The following is a 14,676-nucleotide window of genomic DNA, read 5'->3' on the forward strand; positions in this document are numbered from 1 at the left end:
CCGAAACTTTCGGAGGCACCCGCAATGAGAACCTCCCGAACCTCTCGAACCTCCCGAACTTCCTTACGTGCGCGCCTCACGGCGCTCCTCACCGGCGGCGCGGTGGTGGGCGCCCTGCTCGCGGTCGCCACGACCGCCCACGCGGCCGACACCCCGTTGCGCGACCTCGCCGCCGCCAAGGGCAAGGTCATCGGCACCGCCGTCACCGGGTCCAAGCTGACGGGGACGTACGGAGACATCGCCGGGGCCCAGTTCAACTCGCTCACTCCTGGCAACGCCATGAAGTGGGAGACCGTCGAGCCCACCCGGGGTACCTACAACTGGGCCGAGGCCGACCAGATCGTGGCCTTCGCGCAGGCCCACAACCAGCAGGTGCGTGGTCACACACTGGTCTGGCACAGCCAGAACCCGAGCTGGCTGACGAACGGCACCTGGACGTCGGCCCAGCTCAGCGCCCTCCTCCAGGACCACATCAGCACCGAGGTCACCCGCTACAAGGGCAAGCTGGCCGCCTGGGACGTGGTGAACGAGCCCTTCAACGAGGACGGCACCTACCGCTCGACCCTCTGGTACAACGGCCTCGGCTCCGACTACATCGCGCAGGCCCTGACCTGGGCGCACGCGGCCGACCCGAGCGCCAAGCTCTACATCAACGACTACAACGTCGAGGGCGTCAACGCCAAGAGCACCGCCCTCTACGACCTGGTCAAGTCGCTGAAGGCGCGCGGCGTCCCGATCGACGGGGTCGGTCTCCAGGCCCACCTCATCCTCGGCCAGGTGCCGGCCACGCTCCAGCAGAACATCCAGCGCTTCGCCGACCTCGGCGTCGACGTGGCGGTCACGGAGCTGGACATCCGTATGCAACTCCCCTCCGACAGCGCGAAGCTGACGCAGCAGGCCGCCGACTACAAGGCCGTGTTCGACGCGTGCGTGGCGGTGTCCCGGTGCCACGGCGTCACCGTCTGGGGCTTCACCGACTCCGACTCCTGGATCCCGGACGTCTTCTCCGGCTACGGCGCGGCGACCCCGTACGACGAGAACTACGTGCCGAAACCGGCGTACTACGCGATCGCGGGCTCACTGGGCGGGACCACGACACCACCGCCCACGGGTGCCTGCACGGCGGCGTACAGCGTCCAGAGCCAGTGGAACACGGGGTTCACGGGGCAGGTGAGGATCGCCTGTTCGGGGGCCGCGCTGTCGTCGTGGAAGGTGAGCTGGACGTATGGCGCGGGCCAGCGGATCACCCAGGCCTGGAACGCCGACTGCACCCAGTCCGGTGCGGCGGTGACGTGCGCGAACGCCTCCTACAACGGAACGGTACCGAACGGCGGATCAGTGACGTTCGGGTTCAACGCGTCATGGAGCGGGAGCAATCCGGTGCCCACGGTGACGCTGGGCTGAGGGCGGCGTGAGAAGTCTTAGATTTTCCGAAGGAAACCCCAGAAGAGGTTCCTGCTCGTAATAATTCGGACTTACGTTCCTCCGCGTGACTGCAGAAGAGGAGCGCGGGGGCGGACGTGGGGCCGGGCGCGGGGACGGGAACGGGGTCGAGAGCGGGGACGGGAGCGGGGACGGGAACGAGGGCGCCGCGAGACGTGCCGGACGGCGGAGAGGTCTGCTGAAAGCCGCCGGCATCACGCTCGCCGGCGTCCTCGTGCTCTCCGTGGCGGGGGCGGGCTGGGTCTACTGGCATCTGAACCAGAACATCAAGAGCGTGGACATCAACAGCGCGCTGGGCGACGACCGTCCGGCGAAGGCGGTGTCGGCTCCGTCCGCGTCCGCCTCGGCCGCCCCGCTGCCGAGCGGCGCCCTGAACATCCTGGTCCTCGGCTCCGACTCGCGCAGCGGGAAGGCGAACGCCACGCTCGGGGGCGGTGACAGCTCGGGCGCCCGTTCCGACACGGCGATGGTCGTCCACATCGACGAGGGGCGCACCGAGGCGACGGTGGTGAGCATTCCCCGGGACACCCTGGTGACCCGCCCGTCGTGCCCGACCTCGTCCGGCGGGGCGACCTCCGTGGCGTACAACTCGATGTTCAACAGCGCCTACTCGGTGGGCGGTCCGGTCTGTGCGGTGAAGACCGTCGAGTCCCTCACCGACGTCCGCATGGACCACTACATCGAGATCGACTTCTCCGGGTTCGCGAAGCTGGTGGACGCGCTCGGCGGCGTCACGGTGACGACGGACCAGAACATCGACGACGACAAGAGCCATCTGCACCTGAAGGCGGGCACGCACCACCTGGGCGGCACCCAGGCCCTGGCCCTTGCCCGCACCCGGCACGGCATAGGCGACGGCAGCGACCTCGGGCGCATAGGCCTCCAGCAGAAGCTGGTGAAGGCACTGCTGGAACAGATGGCGTCGACGTCCCTGCTGACCGACCCCACCAAGCTCTACAAGGTCGCCGACGCCGTCACCGGCAGTCTGACGACGGACACCGGGCTCGACTCGCTGGGCGAACTGATGAAGCTCGGCCAGAGTCTGAAGTCCCTCTCCTCCGACAAGGTCAAGACGATCACCATGCCGGTGGTGACCGCTCCGTCGAACCCCAACCGGGTGGTGGCCGACGAGCCGGAGGCGAGCGACCTGTGGGCCTCGCTCAGGTGACCCGGTCGACCCCGCCGACCCGGTACGTCAACAGATAACGCCAGTAGAGGAGTTGGCGGACGCGGGAGCCGGGCAGCAGCCGGTCCGCCTCGCTCCGGACGTCCGCCAGCGACATCCGCGGCTCGCGCACCGGCGCCCGCGGGGGCACGGCTCCGCCTCCGCGCAGCCGCTCACCCACCGCCACCCCCGCCCGTGCCACGGCATTGGCGGGCACGGCGGCGAGGTCCCACCAGGTGATCCCCGCGTAGCAGCCCAGCACCAGCAGCACCCCGCCGGGCGCGAGCGCCTCCCGGAACCTGGTCACCGTGCCGAACGGCATGTGGTGCAGGCTCGCCAGACAGGTGATGACGTCGTAGTGCCCCTTCGGCAGCCCGGCGGAGGCCACGTCCGTCCGCCGGAACCGGGGGCCGCCCCCGATCCGCCGCGCCACGGCGATCACCTCGGCCGACGGATCGACGGCGTCGACCTCATAACCCCGCGCCGCCATCCGCCGCGCGAAACCCCCGGTGCCACAGCCGACGTCGAGGGCGACACGCCCGTGCTTCGGCAACTTCCGCAGCAGCATCCGGTGGTAGTGATCGTTGTGGTCGAAGGGCATACGAGGACCCTGCCCACACGAACCCCGCGGCAGCGCCCGGCGAGAAAGTTCAAAGAATTTCGGGGACGGTGTCGAAACGGGTGTCTCCCGTTCGACGCACGGGTGAGAGGCAGGGAGAAGCCCCGCCTCCGAGGCACCACGGACACGAGGAGTCACCATGCCGCGTTACCTGTCGCTGGTCCAGATCGACGAGAGCACCGCGCCCGCCGAAGGCCCGAGCCCGGAGCTGATGCAGCGGATGGGCGAGCTGATCGAGGAGATCACCAAGGCGGGGGTCATGCTCGACACCGCCGGGCTGACGCCGTCCGCCCAGGGCAAGCGGGTGCACTGGTCGGGCGGGCAGCTGTCCGTCACCGACGGGCCCTTCACCGAGTCCAAGGAGGTCGTCGGCGGCTACGCGCTCATGCAGTGCAAGGACATGGCCGAGGCCCTGGAGTGGACCAAGCGGTTCCTGAAGGTGCACGAGGAGCACTGGACGGTGACCTGCGAGGTGCGGGAGATCGCCGAGGGCTGAGCAGTTCCTTGGCCTGCGGTCGCCGTGGGTGTCTGATGGTGGGTTGTGGAAGAGCAACAGCCCACCGTCACGCCCGTCACGCAACCCGTCGCGTCCGGGGCCACCCGAGGTGCCGTCGGAGCCGTCGAAGCGGTCGAAGCCGTCGAGACGATCTTCCGGATCGAGTCGCCCCGCGTCATCGCGGGCGTCTCCCGCATCGTCCGCGACGTCGGCATCGCCGAGGAGCTCGCGCAGGACGCCCTGGTCGCGGCGCTGGAGCAGTGGCCCCGGGACGGCGTCCCGGACAACCCGGGCGCCTGGCTGACGACCACGGCCAAGCGTCGTGCGATCGATCTCGTACGCCGCCGGGAGCAGTACGCGCGCAAGCTGGCGGAGGTGGGGCGGGACCTCTCGGTGACCGCCCCGCACCACCTCGACGAACCCTCCGACCCGGACGACATCGACGACGACCTGCTGCGGCTCGTCTTCACCGCCTGCCACCCCGTCCTCTCCGCCGAGGCCCGCATCGCCCTCACCCTGCGCCTCGTCGGCGGTCTGACCACCCCCGAGATCGCCCGCGCCTTCCTCGCCCCGGAGGCGACCGTCGCCCAGCGCATCGTGCGCGCCAAGCGGACCCTGGCGACGAAGGGCGTCCCCTTCGAGGTCCCCTACGGCCCGGACCGCGAGGCCCGCCTCGGGTCCGTGCTCGAGGTCATCTACCTGGTCTTCAACGAGGGGTACGCGGCCACGGCGGGCGACGACCTGCTGCGCCCCGCCCTGTGCGAGGACGCGCTGCGACTGGCCCGCGTACTCGCCGAGTTGATGCCCAAGGAGCCCGAAGTGCACGGGCTGGTGTCCCTGCTGGAACTCCAGGAGTCCCGCGCCGCCGCCCGCACCGGCCCCTCGGGCGAGCCCGTCCTCCTCAAGGACCAGAACCGGCGCCGCTGGAACCGCCTGCTGATCCGCCGCGGCTTCGCCGCCCTCGGCCGGGCGAGCGCCGTCACCACCGGCCCCCCTGGCCCGTACGCCCTCCAGGCCGCCATCGCCGCCTGCCACGCCCAGGCGTACGCGTACGAGGACACGGACTGGCGGCAGATCGCCACCCTGTACGGGCTGCTGGCGACCCGTTCCCCGTCTCCCGTGGTCGAGTTGAACCGCGCCGTCGCCGTCTCCATGGCCGAGGGCCCCGTCCCGGCGCTGGAGATCGTCGACCGGCTGGCCGGCGAACCGGCCCTGCGCGACTACCACCTGCTGCCCAGCGTCCGGGGCGACCTGTTGGCCCGCCTCGGCCGCACGAAGGAGGCCCGCGCGGAGTTCGAACGAGCCGCGGGCCTGGCCCGCAACGAACGGGAACGCGAGCTGCTGGAGACGAGGGCCCGGGACTGCCGCTAGGCCCTGTCGTCACATTCCCGTCTGCCCCGCGACGCCATGCACGCGCTCTAGGAGCGCTGGGCCGGGTGGCCGAGCAGCATGGTCGGTGCCCCCGCGACCCTGGTCAGGAAGACGGTGGCCGAGTGGGGGCCGTGCTGCTTGGGCAGGGCCTTCTTGCGGAGTTCCTCCGGCTCGACCGCCGACCCCCGCTTCTTCACCGTCAGTACCCCGACGCCCCGCTCCCGCAGCAGCGCCTTCAACTTCTTCACGTTGAAGGGAAGCCGGTCGGTGATCTCGTAGGCGGCGGCGTACGACGTCGGGCGCAGTTCGTCCGCAGTGATGTACGCGATCGTCTCGTCGACGAGGCCGCCGTCGACTTCCTCCGCGACCTCGGCGACCAGATGGGCGCGGATGACGGCGCCGTCGGGCTCGTACAGGTAGCGCCCGACCTCCCGCACCGCGGGGTCGGGCAGGCCGCGGCCGCGCAGCTCGCGCGGGCCGGGCAGCAGGGTGGCCCGCACCAGCCCCGGCTCGGTGCCGAACCACAGCACCGCCTCCTTCACGTCACCGGCGTCCGAGATCCACTCGGCCTCGGCCTCGGCGGGGACCGCCTCGTGGGGGATGCCAGGGGCGATCTTCAGGGCGGCGAGCGGGGCCTTCAGGGCCGTCGCGATCGCCCACGAGAGCGGGGGCGAGTACGCCTCCGGGTCGAAGATGCGGCCGCGTCCGCCGCGCCGCGCCGGGTCCACGAAGACCGCGTCGTACGCCTCCGTGCCGACCTCGGTGACATCGGCCTCGCGCACCTCGATCAGGTCGGCGAGCCCGAGCGCCTCGGCGTTCGCGCGCGCCACCGCCACCGTCAGCGGGTCGCGGTCGACGGCGAGGACGCGGATCCCGGCACGGGCCAGCGCGATCGCGTCGCCGCCGATGCCGGAGCACAGGTCGGCGACCGAGCGCACACCCAGGGACCGCAGCCGCCGCGCGCGATGGGTGGCGACCGTGGTGCGCGTCGACTGCTCGACCCCGTTCGGGGTGAAGTACATCCGCTCCGCGTCCTCGGCGCCGAACTTCGCCGCCGCCCGCTGCCGCAGCCGCGCCTGCCCGAGTGCCGCCGAGACCAGGTCGGCCGGGTGGTCGCGGCGCAGCCGGGTGGCGACGGCGAGCTCCTGGGCCGGTTCGGTGCCGCGCACCTCGTCGAGCAGGGCGCGGCCCTCGGGGGTGAGGAGAGAGGCGAAGGAGACGTCGTTCACCGGCCCATTGTCGGTCAGCGCGGGTGGGTGTGGGCCAGTCGGTGGACGGTGCGCCCCCGGTCGCGGTGTCGGAGCCCCGGACGAGCGGTGGCCTGCGAGGATCCGACACCATGCGACCAGTACGACAAAAGTACAAAAACAACGCAAAGAGGGCGCGCGTGTGGGGCGGGGTGGCCGTCCTCGCCGTCGCCGCCCTCGCGTCCGGTTGCGCCGACGACGACACCAACGGCGCCCGTCCCGTCGAGGGACCCCAGCAGGCGCTGCACGCGCCCCCGGCCCGCGCTCTCGACTCCTACGCCGCCAGACTCCGCGCGCAGCAGGCCGCCCGGGCCGTCGCGGCCAAGCACTGGGGGCTCGCGAAGGTCCCGTTGGCCGCGCCGCCGGCCCCGGCGAGGAAGCCGGTCATCGGACCCCGCGACGGTTTCGAGGTCACCGATCAGGAAGAGCTCGGCCTGCCGCCGGTCTTCACGACCGTTCCCACCAAGGACAAGGTCGTCTTCCTCACCATCGACGACGGCTCCGAGAAGGACCCGGCGTTCCTCAGGATGATGAGCGACCTGAAGATCCCGTACACCGCATTCCTGAGCAACTACCTGGTCAAGGACGACTACGGGTACTTCCGGAAGATGCGCGACCGGGGCGTCACCCTCAACAACCACACCCTCACCCACCCCTACCTGCCGGGGCTGTCGTACGAGGAGCAGCGGGACGAGATCTGCGGCATGCAGGACATCATGGAGAAGCAGTTCGGCAAGCGTCCGAAGGTCTTCAGACCGCCCTACGGCAACTACAACCAGGACACCCTGCGTGCCGCCAAGTCCTGCGGCATCAAGTACGCGCCGATCTGGGACGAGGAGGTCTTCGTCGACCACTGGGAGTACCGCGACTGGGACCGCGACCTGCACCCCGGCGACATCGTCCTCACCCACTTCCGCGGCAGGGAGGACTGGGACGGCACCATGCCCGACATGATCCGCCGCTTCCTGAAGCTGGTCACCGACAAGGGGTACGCGGTGGCACGGCTGGAGGACTACCTGTGAGAACGCGGGCGCTGGTCGCGGGGGCGCTCACCGCGGCGCTCCTGACCAACTGCACCGGCTGTGCCCAGTCCGTCGACCCGATCGAACGGCTGGGCAAGAAGGCCGCGCAGGAGGTGCGCAGGTCCAGGCCGAACGGCCCGACCCCGGCGACGTACCGGCACTGGGGGCTGCCCACCCCGCTCGCCGCCGCGCCGCGGCAACCCGCCCGGCCCGCCCTCCGCGGCGCGGCGCCGGGGCTGGCCCCCGTCGTGGACCGCGTACACACCCGCGACAAGGTGGTCTTCCTGACGTACGACGACGGTGCCGAGCGCGACCCGCGGTTCGTCGACATGGTCCGTGAACTGCGGCTGCCGGTCAGCATGTTCCTCACGGACAGTGTCGTCGGGCCGGGGTACGGGCACTTCGCCCAGCTGCGGACGGTAGGCGCGAGCGTGCAGAACCACACCCTGCACCACGCCTCGCTGCGGGGACTGCCCTACGCGGGCCAGCGGGCCGAGATCTGTGGCCAGCAGGAGAAGCTCAAGGCCCGCTTCGGCGTCCGCCCCCGGCTCTTCCGTCCCCCCTACGGCACCTACGACACCACCACGCTGCACGCCGCCGCCGACTGCGGGGTCGCGGCCGTCGTCCTCGGCCGGGAGCCCGACGCCCGCCGTCTGCGACCGGGTGACATCCTCTCCGGCTTCGAGGAACCCAACCTCACGGAGGCGACGATCAGACTCCTGCGGCGCATCCAGGCGGAGGGCTTCACACCGGCGCGCCTGGAGAACTACCTCTAGACCTTCGAGAGGGCAAGGGCTTGAGGGTGGCTCGCGCCGTGCGCCCCGGGCGCGCCGACACGCGCGCTGGGTGCCCAAAAACCCCACGCCACGCCGGACGCTTTGGCACTCCGCTTGACCGAGTGCTAACCGCGGTCATAGTCTCGGCCCTGGCACTCCCCCCTGGAGAGTGCCAATAGCGACGGGCAGGTCCGGCACCCGCGACGACGGATCCACCTGGTCGCCACCTCAGACAGTTAACCCCGTGAGATCTCCGAAGGGGGAGGTCGGATCGTGACGACCACCAGCTCCAAGGTTGCCATCAAGCCGCTCGAGGACCGTGTTGTGGTCCAGCCGCTGGACGCCGAGCAGACCACGGCTTCTGGCCTGGTCATCCCGGACACCGCGAAGGAGAAGCCCCAGGAGGGCGTCGTCCTCGCCGTGGGCCCGGGCCGCTTCGAGAACGGCGAGCGCCTGCCGCTCGACGTCAGCACCGGCGACATCGTGCTGTACAGCAAGTACGGCGGCACCGAGGTGAAGTACAACGGCGAGGAGTACCTCGTTCTCTCGGCTCGCGACGTGCTCGCGATCATCGAGAAGTAGTTCGCCGAGCTTCACCGTTCCACCCAGTTTTGCAGTGAACTGCGCCCCTGGCCCCCGCGACCATAACCAGCCGGGCGTCGGGGGCGCGGTTCGTTCACCCCAGTTTTCCGAGAGGGCTGAATCGCTCCCATGGCGAAGATCCTGAAGTTCGACGAGGACGCCCGTCGCGCCCTCGAGCGCGGCGTCAACAAGCTTGCCGACACGGTGAAGGTGACGATCGGCCCCAAGGGCCGCAACGTCGTCATCGACAAGAAGTTCGGCGCACCCACCATCACCAACGACGGTGTCACCATCGCCCGCGAGGTCGAGCTCGACGACCCGTACGAGAACCTCGGCGCCCAGCTGGTGAAGGAGGTGGCGACCAAGACCAACGACATCGCGGGTGACGGTACGACCACCGCCACCGTGCTGGCCCAGGCGCTCGTCCGCGAGGGCCTGAAGAACGTCGCCGCGGGTGCCTCCCCGGCGCTGCTGAAGAAGGGCATCGACGCGGCCGTCAAGGCGGTCTCGGACGAGCTCCTCGCCACCGCGCGCCCGATCGAGGAGAAGTCGGACATCGCCGCCGTCGCCGCGCTGTCCGCCCAGGACCCGCAGGTCGGCGAGCTCATCGCCGAGGCGATGGACAAGGTCGGCAAGGACGGTGTCATCACCGTCGAGGAGTCCAACACCTTCGGCCTGGAGCTGGACTTCACCGAGGGCATGGCCTTCGACAAGGGCTACCTGTCCCCGTACATGGTGTCCGACCAGGAGCGTATGGAGGCCGTCCTCGACGACCCGTACATCCTCATCCACCAGGGCAAGATCAGCTCCATCCAGGACCTGCTGCCGCTGCTGGAGAGGGTCATCCAGTCCAACGCCTCCCGGCCGCTGCTGATCATCGCCGAGGACGTCGAGGGCGAGGCCCTGTCGACCCTGGTCGTGAACAAGATCCGCGGCACGTTCAACGCCGTCGCCGTGAAGGCCCCCGGCTTCGGTGACCGCCGCAAGGCCATGCTCGGCGACATCGCCACCCTCACCGGTGGTCAGGTCATCGCCGAGGAGGTCGGCCTCAAGCTCGACCAGGTCGGTCTGGACGTGCTCGGCAGCGCCCGCCGTGTGACCGTCACCAAGGACGACACCACCATCGTCGACGGTGGCGGCAACTCCGAGGAGGTCCTCGGCCGGGTCAACCAGATCAAGGCCGAGATCGAGAACACCGACTCCGACTGGGACCGCGAGAAGCTCCAGGAGCGCCTCGCGAAGCTGGCCGGCGGCGTGTGCGTGATCAAGGTCGGCGCCGCCACCGAGGTCGAGCTCAAGGAGAAGAAGCACCGTCTGGAGGACGCCATCTCCGCGACCCGCGCCGCGGTCGAGGAGGGCATCGTCTCCGGTGGTGGCTCCGCGCTCGTCCACGCCGTGAAGATCCTCGAGGGCAACCTCGGCAAGACCGGCGACGAGGCCACGGGTGTCGCGGTCGTCCGCAAGGCCGCCGTCGAGCCGCTGCGCTGGATCGCCGAGAACGCCGGCCTGGAGGGTTACGTCATCACCTCCAAGGTCGCCGAGCTCGACAAGGGCCAGGGCTTCAACGCGGCCACCGGCGAGTACGGCGACCTGGTCAAGTCCGGTGTCATCGACCCGGTCAAGGTCACCCGCTCCGCCCTGGAGAACGCCGCCTCCATCGCCTCCCTGCTCCTCACGACCGAGACCCTGGTCGTCGAGAAGCCGGCCGAGGAGGAGGCCGACGCCGGTCACGGCCACGGCCACGGGCACTCCCACTGAGTCTCGTACTCCCGAAGAAGCCCCCGTTCCGCACGGAACGGGGGCTTCTCCCGTACGCGGCACCACCGTCTACCGCGTACCGGCTACCGCGTCACCGACCACCGCACTACTGCTCCAGCGCGTCCAGCGCCCCCAGTTGAGCCAACAGCCCCAGCCGGTCGTACTGCCACCAGCCCTCGGCGATCTTCCCGTCCTCCCGGCAGCGGAAGACGGTCGTGCCGGTCATGGTGACCTGTTTCCCGGTCGCCGGGATCCCCATGAAGTCGCCCTTGTGGGTGCCGTTCCAGGCCCACCGGGTGCAGACCCGGTCGCCCTGGGTGAGCTGGTCCTCGACGGTGAACGTGAAGTCGAAACCGCCGCGCCACATCTCGATCTCGCGCCGCATCGCGTCGAGGCCGATGGTGTCCTGCTCGTTGGCGGGATCGTGGTCGTGGTAGCTCTCCACCATCAGACCGTTGAGCGGCGGCAGTTCACCCGGGCCGGCCAACGTCTCGAAGAACCTGCGGATGTTGGCCGCGAACAACTGCTCGTCCCGCACCACGTCCAGGTCGGTGAACGTCGGCAGTCCGTCGCAGAGCGCGACCATCTCCTGGAAGATCCTGTCGGTCTCGGGGAGGTTCGAGTTCCGCATCGCCTCCTCGAACGAGGGGAACTCCACGATCTCCACGAAGTGGGTCGCGTCGGAGCGGTCCTTGCCGATCACACTGTGCGTCGCGGTCCGCTTGCCCCTGGTCCTCTCGACCCATGTGTCCATCAGCTGGTTCATCTCGTCGAACCGGCTGGTCCTGCAATCGATGAGCTGTACGAATGTCATGGCGTCGCCTCCGGCCCCCTGGGTCCGGTTGAACACCCTCAGTTTCCCACCGGAGGGACGACACCACCCACTGCGCGGTGGCCCCTACTGGGGGCCGTACTTCCGGCCCGTCTTCGACGTGATCCCGCCCAGCAGTCCTCGCGGCGCCACCTTCACCAGGCCCATCAGCGCCTTGTAGCGGGGGTCGGGGATGGACAGCGACTTGCCGCGGGCCAGGTCCGCGAGCGCCGCCGCGACCAGCTTGTCCGCATCCAGCCACATCCAGTTCGGGATGTTGTCCGTGCCCATCCCGGCCCGCTGGTGGAACTCGGTGCGGACGAAGCCGGGGGCCAGCGCCATCAGCCGTACGCCGCTGCCCGCCAGATCCCGCGCCGCGCCCTGCGTGAACTGCACGACCCACGCCTTGGAGGCCCCGTACGTACCCCGCGGCACGAACGCGGCCACCGACGCGACGTTGACGACTCCGCCCCGGCCGCGCTCCCGCATGGCCTCGGTCGCCGCCGACGTCAACCGCAGCACCGCCTCGCAGTGCACCTTGAGCATCGTCAGCTCGTCGGCCATCGACACCTCGAGATAGTGGCCCTTGTTGCCGAAGCCCGCGTTGTTGATCAGCAGGTCGACCGGGTTCTTGCGGTCGGAGAGGCGGGCGGCCACCGCATCGATGCCCTCGTCCGTCGACAGGTCGGCGGTCAGTACCTCCGCCTCGATGCCGTGCCGGTCGTGCAGTTCGGTCGCCTGCTCGCCCAGCCGCTTGGTGTCGCGCGCCACCAGCACGAGGTTGTGCCCGTCAGCCGCCAGCCGCCGCGCGAAGGCGGCGCCGATGCCCGCGGTCGATCCCGTAATCAGAGCCGTTGTCATGACCCAAGGCTAGTGACCTGACCAGCCGGGCCGCGCGCCCGCCACCCAACGCCCACCTCGCTCCACGAGTTCCCCGCACGCCCCGGACGCCCCGCCCCGCGCCCCCGCTCCGAGCGGCTAGCCGCTGTGCCGTGCCACGTACTTCTCCGCCATCTCCAGCAACTCCGGGTGCAGCGCGTCGCCCGCGGCCAACACCCTTGTCAGCAGTGCCCGTTCGGTCGTCTCGGCGCGGAAGGCGAGGGCGACCGTCACCTCGTGGTCGGGCCGGTGCACGACCTCGATCGGGTCGCCCGCCCGTATGTCGCCCGGCTCGATCACCCGCAGATAGGCGCCGGGCGCGCCCTTCTGGGTGAACCGCTTCACCCAGCGCTGCTCACCGAGGTGCCCCTGGAACGTACGGCAGGGGATGCGCCCGCAGGTGACTTCGAGGACCACCTCGGAGCCGACGCGCCAGCGTTCGCCGATCCGCGCCCCGGACACGTCGAGCCCCTGGGTCGTGAGGTTCTCGCCGAACGCGCCGCTCGCCAGCGGCCGGCCGAGCTCGCGCCCCCAGTCGTCGAGGTCCTCGCGGGCGACCGCGTACACCGCCTGGTCGTTCCCGCCGTGATGGCGCAGGTCGCACACCGCGTCCCCGGCGAGGCCGCTCGCGCCGACCCCCTTGGGCCCGGGCGCCGTCACCCGCACCGGCCCGTCCACCGGTCGCTTGTCGATGCCGGTCACGCCCTCGGGCTGGTCCGTGTACGGGACGGCCCGAGGGCGGCCGATGTTCAGGGACAGAAGCTTCATGGCAGCACGCTAGGCGATGAGAACCAAAGCGGCGACGCAATATTCGCCGCCGTACCCAAGACTCACTTATGCTCGGACGGTGATCGAGGCCCGTCATCTCCGTGTCCTGCGCGCCGTCGCCGCCACCGGCTCCTTCTCGGCGGCGGGACGTGAACTGGGCTGCACCCAGCCCGCCGTCAGCCAGCAGATGAAGGCGCTCGAATCGTCCGTAGGCACCCCGCTGCTCGTCCGCACCGGCCGCGAGATGCGCCTCACCCAGGCGGGCGAGGCGCTGGTCCGGCACGCGGCGGGCATCATCGCGGGTCTGACCGCGGCCGAGGAGGAGGTCGCCGCGATCGCGGGCCTGCGCGCGGGCCGGGTCCGGCTCGTCTCCTTCCCCAGCGGCAGTTCCACGCTCGTCCCCACGGCCCTCGCCGCGCTGCGCGCCGCGCATCCCGGCACCCGGGTCTCGCTGGAGGAGGCCGAGCCGCCGCAGTCCGTCGAGAAGCTCCGGGCCGGGGACTGCGACATCGCCCTCGCGTTCCGCTACGAGGGAGCCGCGGGTGCCGAGGAGTGGGACGACCTGGTCGTGCGGCCCCTGCTGCGGGACCGGCTCGTCGGGCTGGTCCCCGAGAAGCACCGGCTCGCGCGGGCCGGATCGGTCGCGATCGCCGAACTCGCCGGGGAGCCGTGGATCGCGGGCTGCCCGCGCTGTCGCGGACAACTGGTGGAGGTCTGCCGCGCCGCGGGCTTCGTGCCCCGCATCGACTTCGCCACCGACGACTACCCGGCCGTGGTCGGGCTGGTCGGCGCGGGCCTCGGGGTCGCGGTCCTGCCCGAGCTCGCGATCGAGTCCGTACGCCCCAAGGGTGCACGCACCGTGACGGTGGAGCCGCCGGTGCGGCGCGAGATCGTCGCACTCACCCTGCCGGACCTGGCACAGGTGCCGGCGGTGGCGGCGACGCTCGACCAACTGGCGCGGGCCGCGAGCCGCTGACGCCGCCCAAAAGCGGCTGACGCCGCCAAAAAGCATGGGCACGCGTGCGCGTGCCCGACAGTGGACGGAAAAGCAGAAACGTTCCTTCAGTTGTTCGAAGCGGGATCGCCGCTCCCGGTGGTCGACGCCGCCACCAGCCGGTTGCGCGCCCGCCCCATGAGTTCCTCGCGCTCGTCCTCGGTCAGGCCGCCCCATACGCCGTACGGTTCGCGCACCGCCAGGGCGTGCGCAGCGCACTGGGCGCGTACCGGGCATCGCATGCAGACCTCTTTGGCCGAGTTCTCGCGAGCGCTCCGTGCCGCACCGCGCTCGCCCTCCGGGTGGAAGAAGAGCGAGCTGTCGACCCCGCGGCAGGCCGCGAGGAGCTGCCAGTCCCAGAGGTCCGCGTTCGGACCGGGAAGGCGGGAGAAATCTGCCATTGCTTTGTCCCCTTGTTGCCGTTCTGGGCTGCTCTGTGCCCACCGACCGTACATCTACGATCTAAGGAGATGAAAATATGACTCATTGCGAATCTAGCCGCAGACACCAGCAAAGGGGAAGAAAACAGGCTGAATGGGGCATAGGTTGTGATGAAACGTTGAGGGTCCGTTGCGCATGTCTGCCTCGTGTCCACGCCCTCACGTAGAGTGCCGAAGGCGACCGACTGCCCCGTAACTCTTTCGAGTGACCATCGTTGAGAGTGCGGAGGCGGTTGAAGGAACAAGCGCTCGGGCAGACGGCAGTTCCGTCGGCGAGTGTCGACCGCACAGATGACGATTCGTAC

Annotated in this window: 15 protein-coding genes; 9 read left to right on the forward strand and 6 right to left on the reverse strand. The window is 70.2% G+C overall.

The features are described from left to right. Positions 1-24: 24 nt before the first annotated feature. The gene (locus FNV62_RS30700) at positions 25-1,404 is read left to right on the forward strand and encodes an endo-1,4-beta-xylanase (protein ID WP_097285888.1); all 1,380 of its coding nucleotides are present in this window, start codon (positions 25-27) and stop codon (positions 1,402-1,404) included. A 214-nt stretch (positions 1,405-1,618) separates the two neighbouring features. After that, the gene (locus tag FNV62_RS30705) at positions 1,619-2,611 is read left to right on the forward strand and encodes an LCP family protein (protein ID WP_143652159.1); all 993 of its coding nucleotides are present in this window, start codon (positions 1,619-1,621) and stop codon (positions 2,609-2,611) included. Here the strand turns inward: FNV62_RS30705 and FNV62_RS30710 are convergent. Continuing rightward, positions 2,604-3,209 (reverse strand): class I SAM-dependent methyltransferase, encoded by a 606-nt coding sequence (locus FNV62_RS30710; protein ID WP_097285889.1) that lies wholly within the window; start codon positions 3,207-3,209, stop codon positions 2,604-2,606. The two genes, FNV62_RS30705 and FNV62_RS30710, sit on opposite strands and share 8 nt — an antisense overlap. 157 nt (positions 3,210-3,366) lie before the next feature. Here FNV62_RS30710 and FNV62_RS30715 point away from each other — a divergent pair, with 157 nt between their 5' ends. Then, positions 3,367-3,723, forward strand: coding sequence for a YciI family protein (locus tag FNV62_RS30715; RefSeq protein ID WP_060901481.1), 357 nt, complete (start codon positions 3,367-3,369; stop codon positions 3,721-3,723). Positions 3,724-3,768: 45 nt separating this feature from the next. Next, complete coding sequence (locus FNV62_RS30720; RefSeq protein WP_260691496.1) at positions 3,769-5,094, forward strand: RNA polymerase sigma factor; 1,326 nt, start codon at positions 3,769-3,771, stop codon at positions 5,092-5,094. 47 nt (positions 5,095-5,141) lie between these two features. Here the strand turns inward: FNV62_RS30720 and FNV62_RS30725 are convergent, their stop codons facing one another. Then, the gene (locus tag FNV62_RS30725) at positions 5,142-6,323 is read right to left on the reverse strand and encodes a THUMP-like domain-containing protein (protein WP_097285890.1); all 1,182 of its coding nucleotides are present in this window, start codon (positions 6,321-6,323) and stop codon (positions 5,142-5,144) included. 110 nt (positions 6,324-6,433) lie between these two features. Here FNV62_RS30725 and FNV62_RS30730 point away from each other — a divergent pair, with 110 nt between their 5' ends. The 4 genes from FNV62_RS30730 (at position 6,434) to groL (ending at position 10,479) form a co-directional block, all read left to right on the forward strand. Beyond that, the gene (locus FNV62_RS30730) at positions 6,434-7,363 is read left to right on the forward strand and encodes a polysaccharide deacetylase family protein (protein WP_060901483.1); all 930 of its coding nucleotides are present in this window, start codon (positions 6,434-6,436) and stop codon (positions 7,361-7,363) included. Next, complete coding sequence (locus FNV62_RS30735; RefSeq protein ID WP_097285891.1) at positions 7,360-8,139, forward strand: polysaccharide deacetylase family protein; 780 nt, start codon at positions 7,360-7,362, stop codon at positions 8,137-8,139. Before FNV62_RS30730 ends, FNV62_RS30735 begins: the two co-directional genes overlap by 4 nt. A 273-nt stretch (positions 8,140-8,412) precedes the next feature. Next, positions 8,413-8,721: a co-chaperone GroES gene (gene groES / locus FNV62_RS30740; protein WP_060901476.1), complete on the forward strand. Its 309-nt coding sequence runs from the start codon at positions 8,413-8,415 to the stop codon at positions 8,719-8,721. Between the two features lie 129 nt (positions 8,722-8,850). Continuing rightward, on the forward strand, positions 8,851-10,479 hold the full coding sequence (gene groL, locus FNV62_RS30745; protein ID WP_144315704.1) for a chaperonin GroEL: 1,629 nt from the start codon (positions 8,851-8,853) through the stop codon (positions 10,477-10,479). Positions 10,480-10,585: 106 nt separating this feature from the next. On the opposite strand, the gene FNV62_RS30750 is transcribed toward groL, so the two are convergent. From FNV62_RS30750 to FNV62_RS30760, 3 genes are all read right to left on the reverse strand, one after another. Next, positions 10,586-11,293 carry an ester cyclase gene (locus FNV62_RS30750; RefSeq protein ID WP_097289144.1) on the reverse strand — a complete coding sequence of 236 codons (708 nt, stop codon included), beginning with the start codon at positions 11,291-11,293 and terminating at the stop codon, positions 10,586-10,588. 84 nt (positions 11,294-11,377) lie between these two features. Further along, positions 11,378-12,151: an SDR family NAD(P)-dependent oxidoreductase gene (locus FNV62_RS30755; RefSeq protein WP_060901474.1), complete on the reverse strand. Its 774-nt coding sequence runs from the start codon at positions 12,149-12,151 to the stop codon at positions 11,378-11,380. Positions 12,152-12,268: 117 nt separating this feature from the next. Next, positions 12,269-12,937 carry an MOSC domain-containing protein gene (locus FNV62_RS30760; protein WP_143627828.1) on the reverse strand — a complete coding sequence of 223 codons (669 nt, stop codon included), beginning with the start codon at positions 12,935-12,937 and terminating at the stop codon, positions 12,269-12,271. Between the two features lie 79 nt (positions 12,938-13,016). Between FNV62_RS30760 and FNV62_RS30765 the strand changes: the two genes are divergently transcribed. Beyond that, positions 13,017-13,913 (forward strand): LysR family transcriptional regulator, encoded by an 897-nt coding sequence (locus FNV62_RS30765; RefSeq protein WP_143602649.1) that lies wholly within the window; start codon positions 13,017-13,019, stop codon positions 13,911-13,913. A gap of 86 nt (positions 13,914-13,999) precedes the next feature. Here FNV62_RS30765 and FNV62_RS30770 read toward each other — a convergent pair whose 3' ends face one another. After that, the gene (locus tag FNV62_RS30770; protein ID WP_060901471.1) at positions 14,000-14,332 is read right to left on the reverse strand and encodes a WhiB family transcriptional regulator; all 333 of its coding nucleotides are present in this window, start codon (positions 14,330-14,332) and stop codon (positions 14,000-14,002) included. Between the last annotated feature and the right edge of the window lie 344 nt (positions 14,333-14,676).

Source organism: Streptomyces sp. RLB3-17 (genome assembly GCF_007113425.2).
GTDB lineage: Bacteria > Actinomycetota > Actinomycetes > Streptomycetales > Streptomycetaceae > Streptomyces > Streptomyces mirabilis_D.